Source organism: Haemophilus haemolyticus (assembly GCF_001008205.1).
GTDB lineage: Bacteria > Pseudomonadota > Gammaproteobacteria > Enterobacterales > Pasteurellaceae > Haemophilus > Haemophilus haemolyticus_Q.
The window spans coordinates 17,211-40,003 of record NZ_LCTK01000040.1; the positions used below are offsets into that span (position 1 = coordinate 17,211).

Annotated in this window: 22 protein-coding genes; 15 read left to right on the forward strand and 7 right to left on the reverse strand. The window is 38.4% G+C overall.

The genetic code is table 11. The features are described 5' to 3' along the window. Positions 1 to 62: 62 nt before the first annotated feature. The gene (gene ung / locus AAX18_RS08440) at positions 63 to 722 is read right to left on the reverse strand and encodes a uracil-DNA glycosylase (RefSeq protein ID WP_005628749.1); all 660 of its coding nucleotides are present in this window, start codon (positions 720 to 722) and stop codon (positions 63 to 65) included. Between the two features lie 268 nt (positions 723 to 990). Here ung and grcA point away from each other — a divergent pair, with 268 nt between their 5' ends. The 5 genes from grcA (at position 991) to era (ending at position 5,987) form a co-directional block, all read left to right on the forward strand. Further along, positions 991 to 1,374 carry an autonomous glycyl radical cofactor GrcA gene (grcA, locus tag AAX18_RS08445; RefSeq protein WP_005628746.1) on the forward strand — a complete coding sequence of 128 codons (384 nt, stop codon included), beginning with the start codon at positions 991 to 993 and terminating at the stop codon, positions 1,372 to 1,374. A gap of 168 nt (positions 1,375 to 1,542) precedes the next feature. Continuing rightward, on the forward strand, positions 1,543 to 3,339 hold the full coding sequence (gene lepA, locus AAX18_RS08450; RefSeq protein ID WP_046953557.1) for a translation elongation factor 4: 1,797 nt from the start codon (positions 1,543 to 1,545) through the stop codon (positions 3,337 to 3,339). 8 nt (positions 3,340 to 3,347) lie between these two features. Continuing rightward, a complete protein-coding gene (lepB, locus tag AAX18_RS08455; protein ID WP_005628731.1) occupies positions 3,348 to 4,397 on the forward strand; it encodes a signal peptidase I in 1,050 nt (349 codons plus the stop codon). A 1-nt stretch (position 4,398) separates the two neighbouring features. Then, positions 4,399 to 5,082: a ribonuclease III gene (gene rnc / locus AAX18_RS08460; RefSeq protein ID WP_005628729.1), complete on the forward strand. Its 684-nt coding sequence runs from the start codon at positions 4,399 to 4,401 to the stop codon at positions 5,080 to 5,082. Further along, positions 5,079 to 5,987 carry a GTPase Era gene (era, locus tag AAX18_RS08465; RefSeq protein WP_005628727.1) on the forward strand — a complete coding sequence of 303 codons (909 nt, stop codon included), beginning with the start codon at positions 5,079 to 5,081 and terminating at the stop codon, positions 5,985 to 5,987. Before rnc ends, era begins: the two co-directional genes overlap by 4 nt. 67 nt (positions 5,988 to 6,054) lie before the next feature. On the opposite strand, the gene rsmC is transcribed toward era, so the two are convergent. Continuing rightward, positions 6,055 to 7,047, reverse strand: coding sequence for a 16S rRNA (guanine(1207)-N(2))-methyltransferase RsmC (gene rsmC, locus AAX18_RS08470; RefSeq protein ID WP_046953558.1), 993 nt, complete (start codon positions 7,045 to 7,047; stop codon positions 6,055 to 6,057). Between the two features lie 94 nt (positions 7,048 to 7,141). On the opposite strand from rsmC, the gene AAX18_RS08475 reads away from it, so the two are divergent. From AAX18_RS08475 to rimI, 3 genes are read left to right on the forward strand one after another with little or no spacing between them, the layout of a single operon-like run. After that, the gene (locus AAX18_RS08475; RefSeq protein ID WP_046953559.1) at positions 7,142 to 7,729 is read left to right on the forward strand and encodes a lipoprotein; all 588 of its coding nucleotides are present in this window, start codon (positions 7,142 to 7,144) and stop codon (positions 7,727 to 7,729) included. A 1-nt stretch (position 7,730) separates the two neighbouring features. Continuing rightward, positions 7,731 to 8,135 carry a DNA polymerase III subunit psi gene (gene holD / locus AAX18_RS08480; protein ID WP_046953560.1) on the forward strand — a complete coding sequence of 135 codons (405 nt, stop codon included), beginning with the start codon at positions 7,731 to 7,733 and terminating at the stop codon, positions 8,133 to 8,135. Between the two features lie 2 nt (positions 8,136 to 8,137). After that, positions 8,138 to 8,578, forward strand: a complete 441-nt coding sequence (gene rimI, locus AAX18_RS08485) for a ribosomal protein S18-alanine N-acetyltransferase (protein WP_046953561.1) — start codon at positions 8,138 to 8,140, stop codon at positions 8,576 to 8,578. Between the two features lie 43 nt (positions 8,579 to 8,621). Here the strand turns inward: rimI and fdhE are convergent, their stop codons facing one another. From fdhE to fdnG, 4 genes are all read right to left on the reverse strand, one after another. After that, positions 8,622 to 9,530 carry a formate dehydrogenase accessory protein FdhE gene (gene fdhE / locus AAX18_RS08490; protein ID WP_046953562.1) on the reverse strand — a complete coding sequence of 303 codons (909 nt, stop codon included), beginning with the start codon at positions 9,528 to 9,530 and terminating at the stop codon, positions 8,622 to 8,624. A 73-nt stretch (positions 9,531 to 9,603) separates the two neighbouring features. Then, the gene (locus AAX18_RS08495; RefSeq protein ID WP_005628717.1) at positions 9,604 to 10,320 is read right to left on the reverse strand and encodes a formate dehydrogenase subunit gamma; all 717 of its coding nucleotides are present in this window, start codon (positions 10,318 to 10,320) and stop codon (positions 9,604 to 9,606) included. Next, positions 10,313 to 11,245, reverse strand: a complete 933-nt coding sequence (gene fdxH, locus AAX18_RS08500) for a formate dehydrogenase subunit beta (protein WP_046953563.1) — start codon at positions 11,243 to 11,245, stop codon at positions 10,313 to 10,315. Before fdxH ends, AAX18_RS08495 begins: the two co-directional genes overlap by 8 nt. A gap of 1 nt (position 11,246) precedes the next feature. Continuing rightward, positions 11,247 to 14,330 carry a formate dehydrogenase-N subunit alpha gene (gene fdnG / locus AAX18_RS08505; protein ID WP_155397216.1) on the reverse strand — a complete coding sequence of 1,028 codons (3,084 nt, stop codon included), beginning with the start codon at positions 14,328 to 14,330 and terminating at the stop codon, positions 11,247 to 11,249. A gap of 275 nt (positions 14,331 to 14,605) precedes the next feature. On the opposite strand from fdnG, the gene fdhD reads away from it, so the two are divergent. Continuing rightward, on the forward strand, positions 14,606 to 15,418 hold the full coding sequence (gene fdhD / locus AAX18_RS08515) for a formate dehydrogenase accessory sulfurtransferase FdhD (RefSeq protein ID WP_046953566.1): 813 nt from the start codon (positions 14,606 to 14,608) through the stop codon (positions 15,416 to 15,418). A 36-nt stretch (positions 15,419 to 15,454) separates the two neighbouring features. Here fdhD and AAX18_RS08520 read toward each other — a convergent pair whose 3' ends face one another. Further along, on the reverse strand, positions 15,455 to 15,688 hold the full coding sequence (locus AAX18_RS08520) for a zinc ribbon domain-containing protein (protein WP_046953567.1): 234 nt from the start codon (positions 15,686 to 15,688) through the stop codon (positions 15,455 to 15,457). A gap of 198 nt (positions 15,689 to 15,886) precedes the next feature. Here AAX18_RS08520 and AAX18_RS08525 point away from each other — a divergent pair, with 198 nt between their 5' ends. From AAX18_RS08525 to murE, 6 genes are all read left to right on the forward strand, one after another. After that, the gene (locus tag AAX18_RS08525; protein WP_046953568.1) at positions 15,887 to 17,473 is read left to right on the forward strand and encodes a carbon starvation CstA family protein; all 1,587 of its coding nucleotides are present in this window, start codon (positions 15,887 to 15,889) and stop codon (positions 17,471 to 17,473) included. Between the two features lie 203 nt (positions 17,474 to 17,676). Then, entirely contained in the window at positions 17,677 to 18,132 is a 456-nt protein-coding gene (gene mraZ / locus AAX18_RS08530) for a division/cell wall cluster transcriptional repressor MraZ (RefSeq protein ID WP_005628276.1), read from the forward strand. A 37-nt stretch (positions 18,133 to 18,169) separates the two neighbouring features. Continuing rightward, positions 18,170 to 19,135, forward strand: coding sequence for a 16S rRNA (cytosine(1402)-N(4))-methyltransferase RsmH (gene rsmH / locus AAX18_RS08535; protein WP_046953569.1), 966 nt, complete (start codon positions 18,170 to 18,172; stop codon positions 19,133 to 19,135). Positions 19,136 to 19,137: 2 nt separating this feature from the next. Further along, complete coding sequence (gene ftsL / locus AAX18_RS08540) at positions 19,138 to 19,461, forward strand: cell division protein FtsL (RefSeq protein WP_046953570.1); 324 nt, start codon at positions 19,138 to 19,140, stop codon at positions 19,459 to 19,461. Positions 19,462 to 19,473: 12 nt separating this feature from the next. After that, positions 19,474 to 21,306: a penicillin-binding transpeptidase domain-containing protein gene (locus tag AAX18_RS08545; RefSeq protein ID WP_046953571.1), complete on the forward strand. Its 1,833-nt coding sequence runs from the start codon at positions 19,474 to 19,476 to the stop codon at positions 21,304 to 21,306. A gap of 9 nt (positions 21,307 to 21,315) precedes the next feature. Continuing rightward, positions 21,316 to 22,782 (forward strand): UDP-N-acetylmuramoyl-L-alanyl-D-glutamate--2,6-diaminopimelate ligase, encoded by a 1,467-nt coding sequence (gene murE, locus AAX18_RS08550; RefSeq protein WP_046953572.1) that lies wholly within the window; start codon positions 21,316 to 21,318, stop codon positions 22,780 to 22,782. Positions 22,783 to 22,793 lie beyond the last annotated feature (11 nt).

Below are 22,793 nucleotides of genomic sequence, written 5' to 3' on the forward strand. Positions count from 1 at the left end.
TGAAATATTTAACCGCACTTTGAGAAATTAAAGTGCGGTTATTTTTTTAGGGATATATGGTTTTAGATTTGCCAATCTATCGGTTTTATTCCGTGGCTTTCCAAATATGAATTTGTTTTGGAAAAATGATGACAGCCAAAGAAACCTCGATGAGCTGAAAGTGGGGAAGGATGTGGAGCCGTTAAAACAAGATGACGAGTGCGGTCAATAATTTGCCCTTTTTTTTGTGCGAGACTGCCCCAAAGTAAAAACACGAGTTTTTCACGATGTTCATTAAGCGCTGTAATAACACGATCCGTAAACGTTTCCCAGCCGAAATTAGCATGTGAATGTGCTATGCCACGTTCTACGGTAAGCACAGTGTTGAGCAGCAATACCCCTTGTTCTGCCCATTTGACTAAATAACCATGTGATGGCATTTGGAATCCCGAAATATCTTGTGTAAGCTCTTTATACATATTTACTAGGGAAGGGGGAATGGCGACTTTAGGTTTTACTGAAAAAGCCAATCCATGAGCTTGGTTTGGTCCATGATAAGGATCCTGTCCTAAAATCACCACCTTTACATCTTCAAAAGCGGTATATTTGAATGCATTAAATACATCTTCTTGTGGTGGATAAATCGTTTTCCCGCTTGCTCTTGCAAGATGAACCTGTTGTAGTGCGTGTTGAAAGTAAGGTTGTTCTTTTTCTTTTCCGATAACATCTGTCCAGGTTTTCATTATTTTGATCCTATTAATAAGTTTGCTCTTATTATAAACAAAAAGATTAAGGCAATAAAAAGTTTAAAGGTTAAATTAATGTTAAATTATTTGGGGGGATCGTGATTTAAATAAGTAAAGTTTAATTTAGATCAAGTTTGTAAAATTGTCTTAAAAAGATAACCTGTTCTTTATCAAAAAAAAATCCAAAATAATTTGAAATCTTCAAATTATTTGATAAAATTTGTACAGTTTTTATGATTATTCCAATGCTAATTAGGAGGCTATTATGATTAAAGGTATTCAAATTACTCAAGCGGCAAATGACAATTTGCTTAATTCATTCTGGTTATTAGACAGCGAAAAAAATGAAGCGCGTTGCTTATGTGCAAAAGGCGAATTCGCTGAAGACCAAGTTGTTGCAGTTAGCGAATTAGGTCAAATCGAATACCGTGAATTACCGGTAAACGTAGCGCCAACTGTTAAAGTTGAAGGTGGTCAACACTTAAACGTAAACGTATTACGTCGTGAAACTTTAGAAGATGCGGTAAACAATCCAGATAAATATCCACAATTAACTATCCGTGTTTCTGGTTACGCAGTACGTTTCAACTCTTTAACACCAGAACAACAACGCGACGTTATTACTCGTACTTTCACTGAAAGCCTATAATTTCAGTTTGAGTGAAAAAAGAAACCCCGAAGTAATTCGGGGTTTTGTTTTATCTAAAAGGTTAAAAAATTTGACCGCACTTTTCCCTTTCATCCCTAGCGATTTCCGCACTTTTCAGGTACAATCCGCCAGTTAAATTTATTGATTTTTTGAGAAAAACTATCTTTTATGAAGAATATTCGCAACTTTTCTATTATTGCCCATATTGACCACGGTAAATCGACGCTTTCTGACCGTTTGATTCAAACTTGTGGTGGCCTTTCGGATCGTGAAATGGAAGCGCAAGTGCTAGATTCAATGGATCTTGAGCGTGAGCGCGGAATTACCATCAAAGCACAAAGTGTTACTTTAAATTATAAAGCCAAAGATGGCGAAACTTATCAATTAAACTTTATCGATACACCAGGACATGTGGACTTTTCCTATGAGGTGTCTCGCTCTCTTGCTGCTTGTGAAGGGGCTTTGTTGGTGGTTGATGCTGGTCAAGGGGTAGAAGCTCAAACCTTGGCAAACTGTTATACCGCAATTGAAATGGATTTAGAAGTAGTACCGATTTTAAACAAAATTGACTTACCAGCCGCGGATCCTGAACGTGTAGCTGAAGAAATTGAAGATATTATTGGAATTGATGCGATGGAAGCGGTTCGATGCTCTGCTAAAACGGGTGTAGGTATCGAAGATGTATTAGAAGAAATCGTGGCAAAAATTCCTGCACCAGAAGGTGATCCGAATGCGCCATTACAAGCATTGATTATTGATTCTTGGTTCGATAACTATTTAGGCGTGGTGTCATTGGTTCGTATTAAAAATGGTGTCTTGCGTAAAGGCGATAAAATCAAAGTAATGTCCACTGGACAGGCTTACAACGTTGATCGTTTAGGGATTTTTACGCCAAAACAAGAAGATACTACTGTTTTAGAATGTGGCGAAGTTGGTTGGGTAGTTTGTGCAATTAAAGATATTTTAGGTGCGCCAGTGGGCGATACCTTAACTCATCAACATAATTCTGCAACTGAAGTGTTGCCAGGCTTTAAAAAAGTAAAACCGCAAGTGTATGCGGGTCTTTTCCCTGTAAGTTCTGATGATTATGAAGCGTTTCGCGATGCGCTTGGCAAATTAAGTTTAAACGATGCCTCACTTTTCTATGAACCAGAAACTTCGACCGCACTTGGTTTTGGTTTCCGTTGTGGTTTCCTTGGACTTCTACATATGGAAATCATTCAAGAGCGTTTAGAGCGTGAGTATGATTTAGATCTTATCACTACTGCGCCAACGGTAATTTACGAAGTGCAATTAACGAATGGTGATGTTGTTTACGTCGATAGTCCATCGAAATTGCCTCCGCTTAATAATATTGCTGAAATCCGTGAGCCTATTGCAGAATGCAATATGTTAGTGCCGCAAGAATATTTAGGTAACGTCATTACACTTTGCGTGGAAAAACGTGGCGTGCAAACCAATATGGTATATCACGGTAATCAGATTGCGCTGACTTACGAGATTCCAATGGGCGAAGTTGTTTTAGACTTCTTTGACCGTTTAAAATCGACATCGCGTGGTTATGCTTCGTTAGATTACGGTTTCAAACGTTTCCAAGCTGCAGATATGGTTCGCGTGGATATTATGATTAACAGTGAACGAGTAGATGCTTTGGCTTTAATTGTTCATAAAGATAATTCACAATATCGTGGCCGTGAATTGGTTGAAAAAATGCGTGAGTTAATTCCTCGTCAGCAATTTGATATTGCGATTCAAGCAGCGATTGGTAACCACATTATTGCGCGTTCAACCGTAAAACAATTACGTAAAAATGTATTGGCAAAATGTTATGGTGGTGACGTGAGCCGTAAGAAAAAACTCTTACAGAAACAGAAAGAAGGTAAAAAACGTATGAAGTCCTTAGGTAACGTAGAAGTACCACAAGAAGCGTTTTTGGCAATTTTACATGTAGGAAAAGATAAATAAGGGAAATTATGTCAAATTTATTTTTTGTAATTTTACTGGCGGTTGGTTTTGGTGTTTGGAAAGTTTTAGATTATTTTCAATTACCAAACACATTTAGTATTGTATTGCTAATTTTGACCGCACTTTCAGGCGTATTATGGTGCTACCATTATTTTGTGGTAACGCCAAAACGTAATCGTAAAATTGCACGTGCTGAACAGCGTTCAGGCCAAGTATTAACTGACGAAGAAAAAGCAAAAATTGAACCGATTTCCGAAGCCTCTGAGTTTTTATCATCTCTTTTCCCGGTGCTTTCTGTCGTATTCTTAGTGCGATCTTTTTTATTTGAACCATTTCAAATTCCATCAGGTTCAATGGAATCAACCTTACGAGTTGGTGACTTTTTGGTCGTGAACAAATATGCTTATGGCGTGAAAGATCCGATTTTCCAAAACACCATTATTGCAGGTGAAAAACCACAACGTGGCGATGTGATTGTGTTTAAAGCACCACAACAAGCTTTAATTCGTACTGGTCTTGGGGCAACTCGTGCAGCTTTTGCAGAAAATCTAGCGTTAAGTTCAAAAGATAATATGTCTGGTGTCGATTATATTAAGCGTATTATTGGAAAGGGCGGAGATCGCGTCATTTTTGATGCGGAACAAAAAACGCTAAAAGTGGTATATGGCAAACAAGGTAAACCTTGTGAAGTTGATTGCGAAACCAAGGCGTTTGAATATTCACAAAATCCAACAAATCCTGCTTTTCCGAATGAATTAGAATTGACTGAAAAAGGCGATGTAACACATAACGTGTTAATTAGTGAATATCGTCGTTATTCAGGTCCTGAGTTTTTCCCACAAGAAGGTATGCAAACTGCAGAATGGCTTGTGCCAGAAGGGCAGTATTTTGTGATGGGAGATCACCGCGATCACAGCGATGATAGTCGTTTCTGGGGCTTTGTGCCTGAAAAAAATATTGTGGGTAAAGCCACTTATATTTGGATGAGCTTAGAAAAAGAAGCGAATGAGTGGCCAACAGGTTTCCGTTTTGATCGCTTCTTTACAGCAATAAAATAAGATGAATCATTTAGATCGACTTGAGCGTAAAATCGGCTATCGTTTTAATGATATTGCGCTCTTAAAGCAGGCACTTACGCATCGAAGTGCGGCGACTCAACATAATGAACGCCTAGAATTTCTAGGCGATTCTATTCTTAATTTCACTATTGCTGAGGCGCTTTATCATCAGTTTCCTCGTTGTAATGAAGGTGAACTGAGCCGTATGCGTGCCACTTTGGTGAGAGAACCCACTTTAGCGATTTTAGCGCGTCAATTTGAATTGGGCGATTATATGTCTCTTGGTTCTGGTGAGCTAAAAAGCGGTGGTTTTCGCCGCGAATCTATTCTTGCCGATTGTGTAGAAGCGATTATTGGCGCAATGTCTTTGGATCAAGGATTGGCTGTGACGACCCAAGTGATTCGAAATTGGTATCAACAATTATTGGCTGAAATCAAACCGGGTGATAACCAAAAAGATGCGAAAACTCGTTTGCAAGAATATTTACAAGGTAAACATCTGCCATTGCCAACTTATGAAGTAGTAAATATTCAAGGGGAAGCACATTGCCAGATTTTCACTGTTGAATGCAAAGTGAAAAGTGCGGATAAAATTGACCGCACTTTTGTGGCAAAAGGATCTAGCCGTCGTAAAGCTGAACAAGCGGCAGCAGAACAAATTTTAAAAGAACTGGACATCAAATGACCGAACAATTCGACAAAACCTATTGCGGCTTTATTGCTATCGTAGGTCGCCCAAATGTGGGTAAATCAACGCTCTTAAATAAAATTTTAGGACAAAAAATTTCAATTACATCACGTAAAGCTCAAACCACGCGTCACCGTATTGTTGGGATTAAAACTGAAGGGGCGTATCAAGAAATCTATGTGGATACTCCGGGACTTCATATTGAAGAGAAGCGTGCGATTAACCGTTTAATGAACCGCGCAGCAAGTAGTGCTATCGGCGATGTTGATTTAATTATTTTTGTCGTAGATGGTACACACTGGAATGCAGATGATGAGATGGTGCTAAACAAATTACGCAATGCAAAAGCACCAGTTGTGTTAGCTATTAACAAAGTAGATAACATTAAAAATAAAGATGATTTGTTGCCGTTTATTACAGATCTTAGCAGTAAATTTAACTTTGCTCACATTGTGCCAATTTCTGCACAGCGTGGTAATAATGTTCATGAATTAGAGAAAATTGTACGCCAATCTTTAAGTGAAGGTGTGCATCATTTTCCAGAAGATTATGTCACAGACCGTTCGCAACGTTTCATGGCATCGGAAATAATCCGTGAGAAATTAATGCGTTTTACCGGTGAAGAATTGCCTTATTCTGTTACTGTTGAAATTGAACAATTCAAAGTGAATGAACGTGGCACTTATGAAATAAATGGCTTAATTCTCGTTGAACGGGAAGGTCAGAAAAAAATGGTAATTGGTGCGGGTGGTCAAAAAATTAAAATTATTGGTATGGAAGCGCGTGCTGATATGGAACGTTTATTTGATAACAAAGTTCACCTCGAACTTTGGGTGAAGGTGAAATCTGGTTGGGCAGATGATGAACGTGCATTGCGTAGTTTAGGATATATGGATGAATAAAGTGCGGTGAAATCCATAAGCAATAAATAGAAAAATCCCCATTATTGAGATGGGGGATTTTTTGTTTCTAATTTTTCACTGAATACACTTTAAATTTTCCTGTTTGAGCAAGCACTTCGTAATCCGAGAAATGTTGTCTAAGTAATTCGGGATAAGGCAAAAATGAATTGGCGACAATGCGTAATTCTCCGCCTTGATTGAGGTGCCATTTTGCTTGAGTGATGAGTTCTGTCACAGCTCGGTAGGCAGTATCAATACCATCATGGAATGGAGGATTAGAAATGATCAAATCAAATTTTCCTTCTATATCAGAAAAGACATCACTGGCGTAAACTTCGCCTTGTAATTGATTTTCAGAAAGTGTTTTACGCGCTGATTCTAACGCCATCGCATGAATATCAGTCATGGTAATTTGTACGTTAGGAGAGCGTTTTTTAATCATAGATCCAATTACTCCCGCCCCACAGCCAAGATCGAGCACTTTTCCTTTTATTTTATTATCAATGGTTGAAAGTAACAGTTCTGTGCCCGTATCTAATTCCGCCGCACTAAATACCCCAGGTAAACTATATATAGTTAAGTCTTGTAGCGTAGAATGTTGATAGGTTTTCCAGAACTTTTTAAGTTCAAAGTGTGGTTTGTTTTGTAGTGAAAAATGATATAAACCGCAACGACGAGCAGAGTCAATTTTCGCTATTTCACCATAGGGTTCTAATATTTTTTCTACTGAACGCACGCCACAACGGTTTTCTCCAATAATTAATATTTCTTGGCCAATAGGCGCCTGAGCGAATAGTTGAAGCAGTTGGAAATTAACTTCTTGCTTGTTTTTAGTCCAATAATAAACGATTAAATCAGCTTGATCTTGAAATTCAACGGAAAAATTGACCGCACTTTGTGTTCTTGCATAATCAAAATAGCAGCTCCAAATTTGGATTGATGGGCATTTTGAGGCTAATGTTTGAGGAAAATTATCAGAAATACTGCCAGCAAATAATACTGATTTTCCATCAAAAAATGAAAGATGTCGTTCTAAAACTTGGCTTTCTAGAGAAATCACGCTTTGAATCCTGTGGGTTATTAGTTAAAATTACGCGATATTTTAGCAAAATTATTAATAAAAATTGATTAAAACTATTTTAGGAAAATCCTTTATGAAAAAAATTCTCTCTGCACTCTTAATGGCAACTTTACTATCTGGATGTCAAGTTCTCGACCTTGTTCAAGGTACGCCTCAAAAGGCATCTAAAGTATCAAAGCCGGTATTAACGCCTGCTCAAACTGAAGTATTACAAAAGTTAGATGCACAGTTTCAGCGTATTTCAGCTAAAGGTATCGAAATTGAATTCAATGGCGAGAAATATGTGAAACAAACACAAGCAGTAAAAGGTGATGATCCTCGTTTTGTGAGTTTGGCATTAAGTAAAAATAGTGAGGCTCGTAAAGCTGTGCTAAGTGATACATTCTATTTAACTGATGTTTCTCATGAGAAAGCTATTACGGAACGTTATTTTGCAAAAAATAAAGAGACCTGCCAGTTACAGGCTGTGAAATCAGATATTCATGATTATTATGCTTGTGCCAGTGATAAATTTAAACGTTACGTTGCTTTAGTACATAAAGATAAAAATATAATTGCTTATCGTAGTTATACCTCATATCAAGTGGAACCTACTCAGGCTGAAGAACGTGCGATTATTAAGGCATTAGTCGATTATCCATTTGATAGTATTGCTCGTTAATATGAATAGACGCGATCTTCTTTTACAAGAAATGGGCATTTCCCAGTGGACGTTATATCGCCCAGAGGTGCTACAAGGTTCGGTAGGAATTAGTGTTGCTGAGAATATCCGCTTTATCACTGTTTCTGATGAAAATATAAGTGGCTCGCCTTTGTTGGCTGATGTGCTACTCAGCCTTGATCTTAAAAAAGAAGATTGCTTATGTTTGAATTATGATCAAATCCAGCATATCGAATGTAAGCAGCCTATTCGTTACTGGTTATTATCAGAAAATAGTGACAAAATTGACCGCACTTTATCATTTTGCATGCAGGCTGAGCGTGTTTATCGCTCGCCAAGTTGGCAACAATTTCAATCTAATTACCAAGCCAAACGAGAGTTGTGGCAACAAATTCAGCAGCCTTAATTATGTCTATTATTTCTCAAATTGAAGCCAGTGATTTCGACCGATTGTATGAAATCGAGCTGCAAGCCCATCTGGTTCCTTGGTCGTTGGGGACATTAAAAAATAACCAAGGGACTCGTTATCTCAATTTAAAATTAATAGAGAATAATCAGATTATTGGTTTTGCTATTTGCCAAACAGTATTGGATGAAGCGACCTTGTTTAATATTGCTATTGTACCGTCTCATCAAGGTAATGGATTGGGGGAATTATTGTTGAATGAGTTAATCGCTCGATTGAAAGAAAAAGGTGTACAGACCCTATGGCTAGAAGTTAGAGAGTCTAACCCAGCTCGTTTCTTGTATGAAAAAATTGGTTTTAATGAAGTCGATATTCGAAAAAATTATTATCCGAAACCCAATGGTGGACGAGAAAATGCCGTAGTAATGGCCTGTTATTTATAGATACAAATGATATAGCCTAGGATGTTTATCCTAGGCTATATTTTTATGCTTCTTCTGCAGGAAAAACAAATGGATTTAATCCGCTGCGTGCGAAACCTTTTTCTTCCATTTCAATATCTAAGAAAATAGAAGCCAAATCATCGGCTACTGGCTCTACATGAGGATCTTTTTCTTGGAACATAATTTTCAAGTAACTTTCACAGCTACCACAGGTTTCAGCACGAACAAGTGCAAGTTCTTCATCTAACGACCACATTTCGAGTTTGTCGTGGCTATTACAGTTGGTGCATTGTGCGCGTACTAAATTCCATTCACTTTCACATAAATTACAATGTAAGTAGCGTAAACCTTGTGATGTACCAATTTGTACAATACTTGCAACAGGTAATGAGCCACAAACAGGGCAGTGATGTAAATTTTCAGAGTTTTCAACGTGGCTATTATGAGGAATTTGTTGAGCTGCTTGTAACCAATAAAGTGAAAGTGCGGCCCAAATAAAGACTGCTTTATCACTGCTGACTAAATTAAATTCTTGTGTTAAGAGCTTATTTGCCATTTCTTCTAATTCGGCAGAGGATGCTTTTTCAAGAAATTCAATTGTCGCAGCGACTTGCTCATTAGCCTTTGGTTTAATCTCATCAAGAATTTCAGTTAAGTATTCACGCCAGATGCTGTTTCTTTTAAAGGTTTTCGCATTTAGTGGCTCGATATCATTTAGCTGTTCAAACTGTTGTGGTGGTAAAGGATTTCTTTCTAACGTGGAAAGTTGGCTTTCAACTATGTCTGCAGCAAATAATAAATAATCTGATAGTGGGTGATTTTGTGCTAAGTCTCTTAAACGTTTTGCTCTGCGTTGATAAAGATTTTTAGGATTGGCAAATAATACAGCAGGTGTTTGGAAAGAATTCGCTGCTTGTTTGATTTCTGATTCTGATAAGATTTTGATACTCATGTTCTTTTCTCACTTTCATAATAAAAAGTGCGGTCAATTTTAACCGCACTTTTTTCTTTTTCAAGATTTCAGCTTATTTGCCAAATCCTTTAAATAATACTTTGGTTTTTCCTTTTTTACCTGATTGCTCGTTGAGTAAATCTTTTTCAAGCTCAGGTAAAATTTCTTCGCGATACCATTTCGGGTGGTGTTTCTTCGCCCAACGAACGGTTACCCAACCTTCAATGATTCCTCGAATCGAACCTTTAATCCAGAATGCCATATACATATGCACTAAGATACCAGTGAATAACATAAATGCACTCAAAGAATGGAGCAGAATCGAAAAACGCAATACTGGGATTGAGAAGTAGTGCGAAAAATATTGACGCCACATAATGATGCCAGTCACTAATAACGTTACCATTGCCAAGTTTAATGTCCAGAAGAGCATTTTTTGACCAAGGTTATATTTGCCATTATCAGCAACCGCGTGTTCATTCCCTTTAAGAACTTCAACGACACCTTTTGCCCAGCGAATATCGTTTTTCTCTGGAATATTGTGATCCCAGTACAATAATGCCAAGTAGATGAAGGCGAAGAACATTAAAATCCCAGTGAATGGGTGAATTGCACGCGCAATTTGTGGTGTACCTAAAATTTCTGTTAACCATGCGAAATCAGGGAAGAAAAATGCAACACCAGTGAACATTGTCATAAAGAAACAAATTACCAACATCCAGTGACTGATACGCGCTGGTGTTCTATGGCGGACGATTCGAGTATCGTTGTTGATCTCAATTTTACTCATTGCTTTCCCCCTTAGATGGTTTTTCTTCTTCAAATTCGTGGTGATGATCTTCCACATCTTCTTCAATATTAGGACCCACAGTTAAGTAGTGAGCGATTTCAGCTAATGCCAAGCCACCCATTGCAACTGCCGCTACTGGTTTCAATACATCTTTCCATAAGGTCACACTTAAATCAATTTGTGGATCTTTTGGAAGACCATTGTAAAGCTCTGGTTTATCAGCGTGATGTAACACATACATTACGTGTGTTCCGCCTACGCCTGGAGGATCGTAAAGTCCTGCATTTTCATAACCACGAGATTTTAAATCAGCTATGCGTTTTTCTGCGTAGAGCTTCATTTCTTCTTTAGAACCAAAACGAATCGCTCCAGTTGGACAAGTTTTCACGCATGCAGGCTCTTGACCTACAGAAACACGGTCCACACAAAGGGTACATTTGTACACACGGTTGTCATCCGGATTCATACGTGGAATGTTGAATGGACAGCCAGCAATACAATAACCACATCCGATACATTTATCAGATTGGAAGTCCACAATACCGTTTTTGTATTGAATGATAGCACCTGGTGATGGACAAGCTTTTAAACAGCCTGGTTCAGCACAGTGCATACATCCATCTTTACGGATTAGCCATTCTAAACGATCGTTTTCCTCTACTTCGTTAAAACGCATCACCGTCCATGCTTTAGCATTTAGATCTACAGGGTTATCGTAAATACCATGACACTGCGCATTTACATCAGAGCGGATGTCATTCCACTCTGAGCAGCCAACTTGGCAAGCTTTACAACCGATACATGTACTGACATCGATTAATTTTGCCACTTCAACTTTATGATCTCGCGCTTGAGGTGCTGGTGTTAAACCAGAGGTTGCGGAGATCTTAATGATGTCTTGGGTTTGTACATCCATTGCTTGCATATTATGCCTCCGCCTTCTCAATGTTTACCAAGAATGTTTTGTATTCTGGTGTTTGCGTATTTGATTCACCCCAAGATGGTGTTAAGGTATTTGCTGAGAAACCGCGGTTACCTTTACCATTTAAGGCTTTCATATTCCAGTGAATTGGAATACCAATATGGTGAACTGTGCGTCCATCGATTTCTAAATCTTTCAAACGTTTAGTCACAACGGCAATCGCTTTGATGTAACCACGTCTTGAAATTACTTTTACCGTATCACCTTTTTGGATGCCTTTTTCTGCAGCTAATTTCTCGCCAATTTCCACAAATTGTTGTGGCTGAGCGATGATGTTTAGAGCAGATTGAGCTGTCCAACTGTGGAAGTGTTCAGTTAAACGATAAGTTGTAGCCACAAATGGATACTCTTTATTTGAACCAATAAACTCACGGTCTTCTTTATAGATACGGATAGTTGGATCCGTTACTACGCTTGGATGCAGTGGGTTAGTATCAATTGGGCTTTCAATTGGTTCATAGTGCTCAGGCACTGGACCATTTGCAATTTTATCTACTGCAAATAAACGACCAACACCTTCTGCAGACATAATAAATGGACCTGCATCGGAACCTGGTGGTTGCGCGCCGTAGTCAGCAATGTCATACCAGTTCCAGTTTTTACCATTCCATTTAATTAATTGGCGGTGTTTGTCCCATGGATTACCGTTGATATCTAATGATGCGCGATTGTAAAGAACACGACGGTTTGCAGGCCATGCAAAGCCCCAACCTACAGTACAACCTAATCCTGAAGGGTCAGAATTATCACGATTTGCCATTTGGTTACCTTTTTCTGTCCATTGACCAACATAGAGCCAGTTTCCAGATGTGGTAGTACCATCATCTCTTAAGTGAGCAAATCCATTTAATAATTGACCTTTCTTATAGATGAGATTGTTATTCGCATCATAAAGATCCTCAAGTGCATAACCATTAAGCTCTTTGGCTAGTTCAACTGAGGTTGGTGAATGTGGTTGAGCATAATTCCAGGTCATCGCTTCAAATGATTCAATACCACGACCACCTTCTTTTTTATAAAGGTCGTGCATTTCTTCACGAATCATGGAAAGAATTTCAACATCAGGCATCGCTTCTCCAGGTTGATCACAACCTTTCCAGTGCCATTGTGCCCAACGACCTGAGTTGGCAATAGAACCATCTTCTTCTGCGAAACAGGTTGTTGGTAAACGGAATACCTCCGTTTGAATTTCTGCTGAATTAACGTTGTTAGATTCACCAAAGTTTTTCCAAAACTCCGAGCTTTCAGTTTGCAGTGGATCCATTACGATTAAGAATTTCAATTTGCTCATACCTGCAACAGTTTTGTTTTTATTCGGTAATGAGTTTAATACGTTGAAACCTTGTAAAATCCAACCGTTTAATTTGCCATCATTCATTAACTTAACATGAGTGATAGGATCGTATAAACGATCTGCTTTTGGTAAGAAATCGAAGCCCCAACCATTTTCTTTGGTTGCTTTATCACCATAGAACGTTTTCATCATACTCACGAAGAATTTCGACGTATTACGATAGTAGTTTACTTGGTTTGGTACGATATCTTTTGGCGTAATCGCATTAATGTATTGTTCGTAAGAGCTATCTTTGTCATTTGGTAGACGCATATAACCTGGTAAAGACATCGGCAATAAGCCCATATCTGTTGTACCTTGTACGTTTGAGTGTCCACGCAACGCATTAATACCACCGCCTGGCATACCCATGTTACCTAAGAGTAATTGGATCATTGCCATTGAGCGAATGTTTTGTGTACCAATTGTATGCTCAGTTAAACCTAACGCATATAAGTGCGTCATAGTTTTGTTTGGCGCAGAGGTTTTACCAATCTCTTCACAGATTTGTAAGAAGGTTTTTTGTTTGACGCCTGTGATACGCTCAACCATTTCTGGGGTATAGCGAGAGACGTGATCTTTCAAGATATTAATCACACAACGTGGATCTTGTAAGGTCATATCACGTTTTGCATTTCCGTTTTCATCAAATTGGTAATTCCAAGTTGATTTGTCGTAATTGTGTTTTTCTTCGTTAAAGCCAGAGAATAAACCGTCTTCAAACTTATAGCCTTCATTAATTAAGAATGAAGCATTGGTATAGTGTTTAACGTATTCGTGTTGGATTTGATTGGTTTCCAATAGGTAACGGATTACACCCATTAAGAATGCGATATCAGTACCAGAACGAATTGGCGCATGAAGGTCAGCTACAGACGCTGTACGGTTAAAGCGAGGGTCAACCACGATGATTTTTGCACCGTTTTTCTTCGCTTCGATCGCCCAGCGGAAGCCAACAGGGTGAGCTTCAGCAGGGTTACCGCCTTGAACGATAATAAGATTGGCGTTTTTGATGTCAACCCAGTTGTTTGTCATGGCACCGCGACCAAATGATGGAGCAAGACTTGCTACCGTTGGTCCGTGTCAAGTATTCGCTTGGTTACACATCGGCACTATGCCCATCATTCGAACCCATTTATGGGTAAGAAGTGCGGCCTCATTACTGATAGCGGATGCGGTCATAATACCTGTAGTTGTCCAACGGTTAACAGTTTTGCCACTTGCATCTTTTTCAACGAAGTTGGCATCACGGTCATCTTTCATTAAACGGGCAATACGCTTAATAGCATCATGCCAAGAAATGCGTTCCCATTTATCAGAGCCTGGTGCTCGATATTCAGGATATAAACAGCGGCTTTTGCTATTTACGTAATCAAGGGCGCCAGCACCTTTAGGACAGAGTGCACCACGGCTAACTGGATGATCCGGATCGCCCTCGAGATGGAATAATTTTGAACGAGTATTGGTGCCAGTGTGGCTGCTTAACGTATCGTAAGGTTTGCCTGTGCTATAAAGCAACATACCACAGCTTACGGAACAATATGTACAAGTGTTACGAGATTCAAATGCGCGTAATAATTTGTATTCACGCGGCGCAGCTAACGCACTTGCTGGAGCAAAACCCAACATCGCAGCTGATGTTCCCGCCATACCACCTGCACAGACCTTAAAGAATTTTCTTCTTGAGATCTGCATAATCACTCCTTTCAACAACAAGTTGTTGAGATGTTTAGATAGTAATAAATTCGTCTAGTGTAACTAGATAATTTGGTTGATTTCGTTAAAATAACGTTACTCAACATAGTAAATTGGTTCAAAAATAGGCCAATTTATGGGCGCCTAGAATAACGATTTTTTAACGATAAATCTATAATCAAATGGCATTATAATGCAGAAATATTATGATCTAGATCATAAATTTACCAAAATATTAACATTTTTTTTACATTTTAGTAATGGGTAGGTAAAGAATGGATTGGCTGATTAAACAAACGATTAACTTTTTTAAAAGAAATAAAAGTATAGAAAATTCAACCGCGCTTTTACAATCAAAAGAAGATTTTCTAGCGGTCGAAATGCCAGTTTCATTAGTTTATAACGGTATTTCTCATGCGGTTATGATGTGTTCACCGAAAGATTTAGAGGTGTTTGCTTTGGGGTTTTCCCTCACGGAAGGCATTATTGAAAAACCTTCGGATATTTACGGTATTGATGTTGTGGAAGTTTGCAATGGTATTGAAGTGCAAATCGAACTGTCTAGCCGAAAATTTATGGCATTAAAAGAGCATCGTCGTAATCTTACAGGACGTACTGGGTGTGGCATTTGTGGCACGGAGCAGCTTAATCAAGTGTATAAAAATTTTCCAAAATTAGACCGCACTTTTAAGTTCGATTTGAATTTGCTTGATAGCTGTTTGTCAGAGCTTCATAAAAATCAATTACTAGGTCAGCAAACAGGTTCGACGCATGCTTGTGGTCTTTTTGATTTAGAAGGCAATATGCTTGCTATTTTTGAAGATGTGGGTCGTCATGTTGCGCTTGATAAATTACTTGGTTGGCATGCAAAATCAGGCAAGCCTAATGGCATTATTGTCGCTTCGAGTCGTGCAAGTTATGAAATGGTTCAAAAAACTATTTCTTGTGGGGTGGAAATGTTAGTTACGATTTCTGGGGCTACCGATCTTGCTGTGAAAATGGCTGAAGCGTATCATTTGACTTTGATTGGCTTTGCAAGAGAAGGTAAAGGGAATATCTATAGTGGAGATGAACGAATTAATGGTTGATATCTGAAGTCACTCTATACATACGAGATATTTTTTCTATTTATTTGTAATCCAACTAGCTAGCGCGATAAAAATAGTAAAGATGCAAAACCAAATTATGTGGAGTTTTGTACTTTTACGATTGATTTCAGCATTGTGCAGTCGGCGTCTTTCTAATTGTTGTTTATAAATCTCTAAATCTGCTTGTTTAAAAGAAAAACCACAATTAGGGCAGTTTTCTGCATTTTCACTAATCTTTTTTCTGCATTCAGGGCATCGAGTTAAGGCCATCTGTTTCTCTATAATTATAAAATTACTTATTTATTAGTATTCTAATAGAATTCTTCGGTTTTACAAATGTGATGCAAGTCACAAATCCATAAAATTTCTTAAATTCAATTTTTGATTTTAAACAATTTGAAATAGAATACCGCGGCTTGTTTAGGGCATCTACTAAATACTTTCTTTTATCTTTTGAGGAGCCTTTCTATGTTATGGTTTTTCTTTTGTGTAGCCATCTTGATTCTTGGTTACTTTGTTTATGGAAAAATTATCGAAAAAATCTTTGTGATTAATCCACAACGTCAGACCCCTGCTTACCAGGTAAATGATGGCGTGGATTATATGCCAATGTCAAAAACCAAAATTTGGTTAATTCAATTATTAAACATTGCTGGAACTGGTCCTATTTTTGGTCCAATTCTTGGTGCGTTATACGGACCAGTGGCAATGCTTTGGATTGTAATCGGTTGTATTTTTGCCGGTGCAGTACATGACTATTTCTGTGGTATGTTGAGTATCCGTCATGGCGGTGCAACTATGCCTCATTTAGCTGGTAAATTCTTAGGTCGCCCTGTAAAAGTATTTATTAACACATTAGCACTTGTTCTTCTATTATTAGTAGGTGTTGTGTTTGTATCAAGCCCTGCTCAATTAATGGGTACGATTACCATGGACTTATTGGGTGCATCTCAAGGCGCGTTACAATTAGGTGATGCAGAGGCTGTTCATCGTGCAGTTGAAGCGGGCGGTATCAAAGTATGGGGAATGGATAAAGCAACTGTTGTTGCAATTTGGACGATTATTATTTTTGCTTACTATATTCTTGCAACTTTATTGCCAATCGATAAAATTATTGGTCGAATCTATCCGCTCTTTGGCGCATTGTTGCTATTTATGTCTGTAGGTATGGTGTATGGCCTAATTTCTGCACACTTCAGTGCTGTGGACCCTATTGAGTTTTTCCGTACTATCAATGCAGATGGCCAAGGTTTAACTTTAGAAAAATTTGCTCAAAACTTCCAAGTGAAGGGTGATGTTCCAATTTGGCCATTATTGTTCTTAACTATTTCTTGTGGTGCATTATCTGGTTTCCATGCAACTCAAACTCCTTTAATGGCGCGTTGTGCTGAAAATGAAAAAGAAGGTCGTTTTATCTTTTACGGTGCGATGATTGCTGAAGGTGTAATTGCGTTAATCTGGTGTATGGTTGGTCTTGCATTCTATGAAAACCCACAAGCATTACAAGATGCGATTACAGCGGGTTCACCATCTAAAGTTGTATATGACAGTTCATTACACTTCTTAGGTTTTATCGGTGGTATTTTTGCGGTGTTAGGCGTGGTGGTTTTACCTATTACTTCTGGTGATACCGCATTCCGTGCTGCTCGTTTACAATTAGCGGAAATTTTCCATATCGACCAACGTTCATTACCTAAACGTTTGCTAATTGCTGTACCACTATTCGTATTAGGCTATTTCGTTTCAACCATTGACTTTAGCGTGTTATGGCGTTATTTCACTTGGGCAAACCAAATGACAGCAATGGTAATGTTATGGACGGCAGCAGCATACTTATATCGCTACCATAAATTCCACTGGGTTGCGTCTATTCCGGCTTGGTTTATTACAACAGTATGTGCAACTTACTTGTTCTACAACAAAATCGGTTTCGGTTTAGATTATCAACTTTCAGTTTATCTTGGTTTTGCAACAACAATTGTTTGTATCGTGTTATTCTTCACTATGCTTAAGCCATTAGGCGAGCGCGATGAAGAAGCGTATGTGAATAATTAATCAAGATAATTTGGTTGAAAAAAGCCGTTTGAGATATTGTCTCAAACGGCTTTTTATTTTGATAAAAAATAGGGTTATTTCAGGGATAATCGCTTGCAACTTAAACAAACAAATTATAAACTAACGTAGATGTGGAGAAAAGTGGTGTTTTGTGGAGATTTTTAGAAAAATTTCTCAAAATAAGTTTAATTTGAAGGCGTAATATGTTTCGTGGTGCAACAGCGGTTAATTTAGATTCTAAGGGACGTGTAGCGATCCCAACCCGCTATCGCTCTGAAATTCTTGAAAAGAACCAAGGGCAAATGGTTTGTACTGTAGATATTCGCCAACCTTGCCTTTTACTTTATCCCCTTGATGAATGGGAAAAAATCGAACAAAAACTTCTCGCACTTTCTAACTTTGATCCTACCCAACGCCGTTTGCAACGAGTAATGCTTGGTCACGCCACTGAATGTGAGATGGATGCTCAGGGCCGTATTTTGCTTAGTGGACCATTACGTCAACATGCAAAATTAGAAAAAGGTTTAATGTTGGTGGGACAACTTAATAAATTTGAAATTTGGAGTGCTGTAGAATGGCATGCCCAAATTGAAGAAGATATGGAAATTGGTTCAAGTGCAGACTTTGCGTCTGAGGCTTTGAAAGATTTCTCATTATAGAAAATGATTCACCGTTTTTTACTTTTATATTGTATTTATGGATACCAAAAATTCCTTTTCTTCACCTGAACATATCACAGTTTTACTTCATGAAGCCGTGAATGGCTTGGCATTGAAGGAAAATGGAATTTATATTGACGGTACTTTTGGCCGTGGTGGTCATTCTCGCTTAATCCTTTCTAAATTATCCCCAAATGGTCGTCTCATTAGCGTTGACCGCGATCCTAGAGCCATTGCTGAAGCTCAAAAAATTCAAGATTCACGTTTTCAGATTGAACACAACAGCTTTTCCCATATTCCTGAAATTTGTGAAAAATTAAATTTGGTTGGCAAAATTGACGGCATTTTGCTTGATCTTGGTGTGTCTTCCCCTCAACTTGACGAAGCTGAACGTGGATTTAGTTTTATGAAAGATGGCCCGCTTGATATGCGTATGGACACGACTCAAGGTTTATCAGCAGAAGAATGGTTAAAACAAGTATCGGTTGAGGATTTAACTTGGGTTTTGAAAACTTTTGGCGAAGAGCGTTTTGCTAAACGTATTGCCACTGCCATTGTTGATTACAACAAAAGTGCGGCTAAAAATGGCACAGAATTTTTATCGCGAACTAGTCAATTAGCTGAGCTCATTTCACAAGCGGTACCTTTCAAAGATAAACATAAACATCCAGCTACTCGTAGTTTCCAAGCTATTCGTATTTTCATCAATGCAGAATTAGATGAATTGGAAAGTGTACTCAATTCTGCTTTAGACATGCTAGCGCCAGAAGGGCGTTTATCAATTATTAGTTTCCATTCTTTAGAAGATAGAATGGTGAAACATTTTATGAAAAAACAAAGTAAAGGCGAGGATATCCCTAAAGGTTTGCCATTGCGAGAAGACCAAATTCAACGTAATCAAAAATTAAAAACTATTGGTAAAGCAATTCAACCAAGTGATGCAGAAATTCAAGCAAATCCTCGTTCAAGAAGTGCGGTATTGCGTGTGGCGGAGAGAATTTAGTGATGTCTGAAAATAATAAACCTCGTTATCCGTTACAGCAGATTTTGGTTGAAGATCTATTTTCTTCAAATAAATTAATTGTGTTGTTATTGGTTGCAATTTTGATTTCATCAATGAGCGTGATTTGGGTAACTCATCAGGCACGTCGATTAATTTCTGAAAATGGTCAATTGATTTTACAGCGCCAAGCGCTTGAAAGTGAATATCGAAATTTGCAAGTGCAAGAAGCAACAGAAGGAGACAGTACTAGAGTGGAATCTATTGCTGTTGGAACCTTAAAAATGAAAACAATATCCCCAGAACAAGAAGTTGAAATTAGAGAATAATAGGTAGAAAAGATGGTTAAGTTCAATTCTTCTCGTAAATCAGGTAAAGCAAAAAAAACAATTAGAAAATTGGCCGCACCTGAAGCCGTAAAACATAACAAACCGAAAATTGTGTTTGAAAAATGTTTTATGCGTGTTCGTTATTGGGTTTCTGCTTTTTTTATTTTGGCTGGTTTATGTGCTTTAGTCGCTCGTGCGGCTTATGTGCAGTCTGTTGATTCGAGCACCTTATCTGGAGAGGCTGATAAACGTTCTTTGCGTAAGGATGAGGTGTTATCTGTGCGTGGTTCAATTTTAGATCGTAATGGTCAGCTTTTATCTGTAAGTGTACCGATGAATGCTGTGGTTGCAGATCCGAAAACCATGCTAAAAGAAAATGCACTTGCAGATAAAGAACGGGTTACTGCTTTGGCACAAGAGTTGGGTATTAGCGAAAATGATTTGGTGAAAAAAATCGAGAAGAATTCCAAATCAGGTTATTTGTATTTGGCCCGCCAAGTAGAATCGAACAAAGCAGATTATATTCGTAAACTTAAGATTAAAGGTGTTAATTTAGAAACTGAGCATCGTCGTTTTTATCCTCGCGTAGAAGAAGCTGCGCATGTAGTAGGTTATACCGATATTGATGGAAACGGTATTGAGGGCATTGAGAAAAGCTTTAATTCCATTCTTGTGGGTAAAGATGGTTCACGTACTGTTCGTAAAGATAAACGCGGAAATATTGTTGAACATATTGCGGATGAGAAAAAATATGATGCGCAAGATGTCACCTTAAGTATCGATGAAAAATTACAATCCATGGTATATCGTGAGATTAAAAAGGCGGTGTCTGACAATAATGCTGAGTCTGGTACTGCGGTATTAGTCGATGTTCGAACTGGTGAAGTATTGGCTATGGCTACTGCACCATCTTACAATCCAAACAACCGTGTCGGTGTTAAATCAGAATTAATGCGTAACCGTGCAATCACCGACACGTTTGAGCCAGGTTCTACTGTAAAACCTTTCGTAGTTTTAACCGCACTTCAACGTGGAGTAGTGCGTCGTGATGAAATCATCAACACGGGATCATTCACCGTGAGTGGCAAAGAAATTGTGGACGTTGCACCTCGAGCACAACAAACTTTAGACGAGATTTTAATTAATTCCAGTAACCGTGGTGTGAGTCGCCTTGCATTGCGTATGCCACCTAGTGCATTGATGGAAACTTATCAAAATGCCGGTTTAAGTAAACCGACAGATTTAGGCTTGATCGGTGAACAAGTTGGGATTTTGAACGCAAATCGTAAACGCTGGGCAGATATTGAACGTGCAACAGTCGCTTATGGTTACGGTATTACTGCGACACCTTTACAAATTGCTCGAGCATATGCAACCCTTGGTAGTTTTGGTGTTTATCGCCCGCTTTCTATCACTAAAGTCGATCCTCCAGTCATTGGAAAACGCGTTTTCTCTGAAAAAATAACTAAAGATATAGTAGGGATTTTAGAGAAAGTAGCAATTAAAAATAAACGCGCAATGGTGGAAGGCTACCGTGTTGGCGTGAAAACAGGTACAGCACGTAAGATTGAAAATGGACATTATGTAAATAAATATGTTGCATTTACTGCGGGTATTGCACCGATTAGTGACCCTCGTTATGCATTGGTGATTTTGATTAATGATCCAAAAGCTGGTGAATATTATGGTGGTGCAGTTTCTGCGCCAGTATTCTCTAGCATTATGGGTTATGCTTTGCGTGCAAATGCTATTCCACAAGATGCTGAACCTGTTGAAAAAACAGCAACTAAAAGCGCAAAACGTATCGTATATGTTGGTGATCACAAGAATCAAAAAGTGAATTAAGGAAAAATTATGAAAAAACTCACCGCACTTTTTAATTTGCCTGAATTAAAGGATGATATAGAACTCCATGATATGGTGTTGGATAGCCGTAAAGTTAAAGCTGGCGATCTTCTTGTGGCGATAAAAGGGCATCAAGTCGATGGAAATCAATTTATTGATTCGGCTATTCATTCTGGTGCGAGTGCGGTGGTTTCTGAGACAGAATTATCTAGCGAGCATTTAACTGTAGCGTTTATCGGGAATGTGCCAGTAGTTAAGTTTTATCAACTTGCACGTCATCTTTCGTCTTTGGCGGATATTTTCTATGATTCGCCTTCAAAAAAATTAACGCTTGTTGGTGTCACGGGGACAAATGGCAAAACCACTATTTCTCAATTATTAGCACAATGGGCGGAATTATTAGGCCATCGTGCGGCTGTCATGGGAACCATTGGTAATGGCCTTTTAGGTCAAGTTGTAGAAGCTAAAAATACAACGGGCTCAGCAGTGGAAATTCAATCATCACTTTTCAGTTTTAAGCAAGCTGGCGCAGATTTTGCCTCTATTGAAGTTTCATCGCATGGTTTGGCACAACATCGTGTTGAGGCGCTGCGTTTTAAAGCAGGGATTTTTACGAACTTAACGCGTGATCATTTAGATTATCACCAGACCATGGAAAATTATGCTTCCGCTAAAAAACGCTTGTTCACAGAATTAGATACGCAAATTAAAGTGATTAACGCTGATGATGAGATTGGATGCCAATGGTTAAGTGAATTGCCCAATGCTATTGCGGTAAGTACGAGCGCTGATTTCCAATTAAACTTACATCAATGGATGAAGGCAACAGATATCCACTATCATGCTAAAGGCGCAGATATTACTTTTGAATCTAGCTGGGGTAATGGTGTATTGCATAGTCCATTAATCGGTGCTTTCAATGTAAGCAATTTGTTATTAGTGATGACCACGTTATTATCATTTGGTTATCCATTAGAAAATTTACTCGCTACGGCGAAATCTTTGAAAGGAGTATGTGGAAGAATGGAAATGATTCAATATCCAAATAAACCAACAGTTATTGTAGATTATGCGCATACACCTGACGCACTAGAAAAAGCCTTGATGGCAGCGCGTGAACATTGCCAAGGTGAGTTATGGTGTATTTTTGGCTGTGGTGGAGACCGTGATAGAGGTAAACGTCCATTAATGGCACAAGTTGCAGAGCAGTTTGCTGAAAAGGTTATCGTGACAAAAGATAATCCTAGAACAGAATCACAAAGCCAAATTGAATCAGATATTGTCGCTGGCTTTAAAAATATGGATAAAGTCGGCATTATTCCTGATCGAGAACAGGCCATTCAATTTGCGATTGAAAGTGCGGTTGAAAGTGATGTGATTTTAATTGCTGGCAAAGGTCATGAAAATTATCAGATTATTGGCACTGAAATTGTACATTTTTCCGACCAAGAAATTGCCCATGATTTTTTAAAATAATAACAATTAAA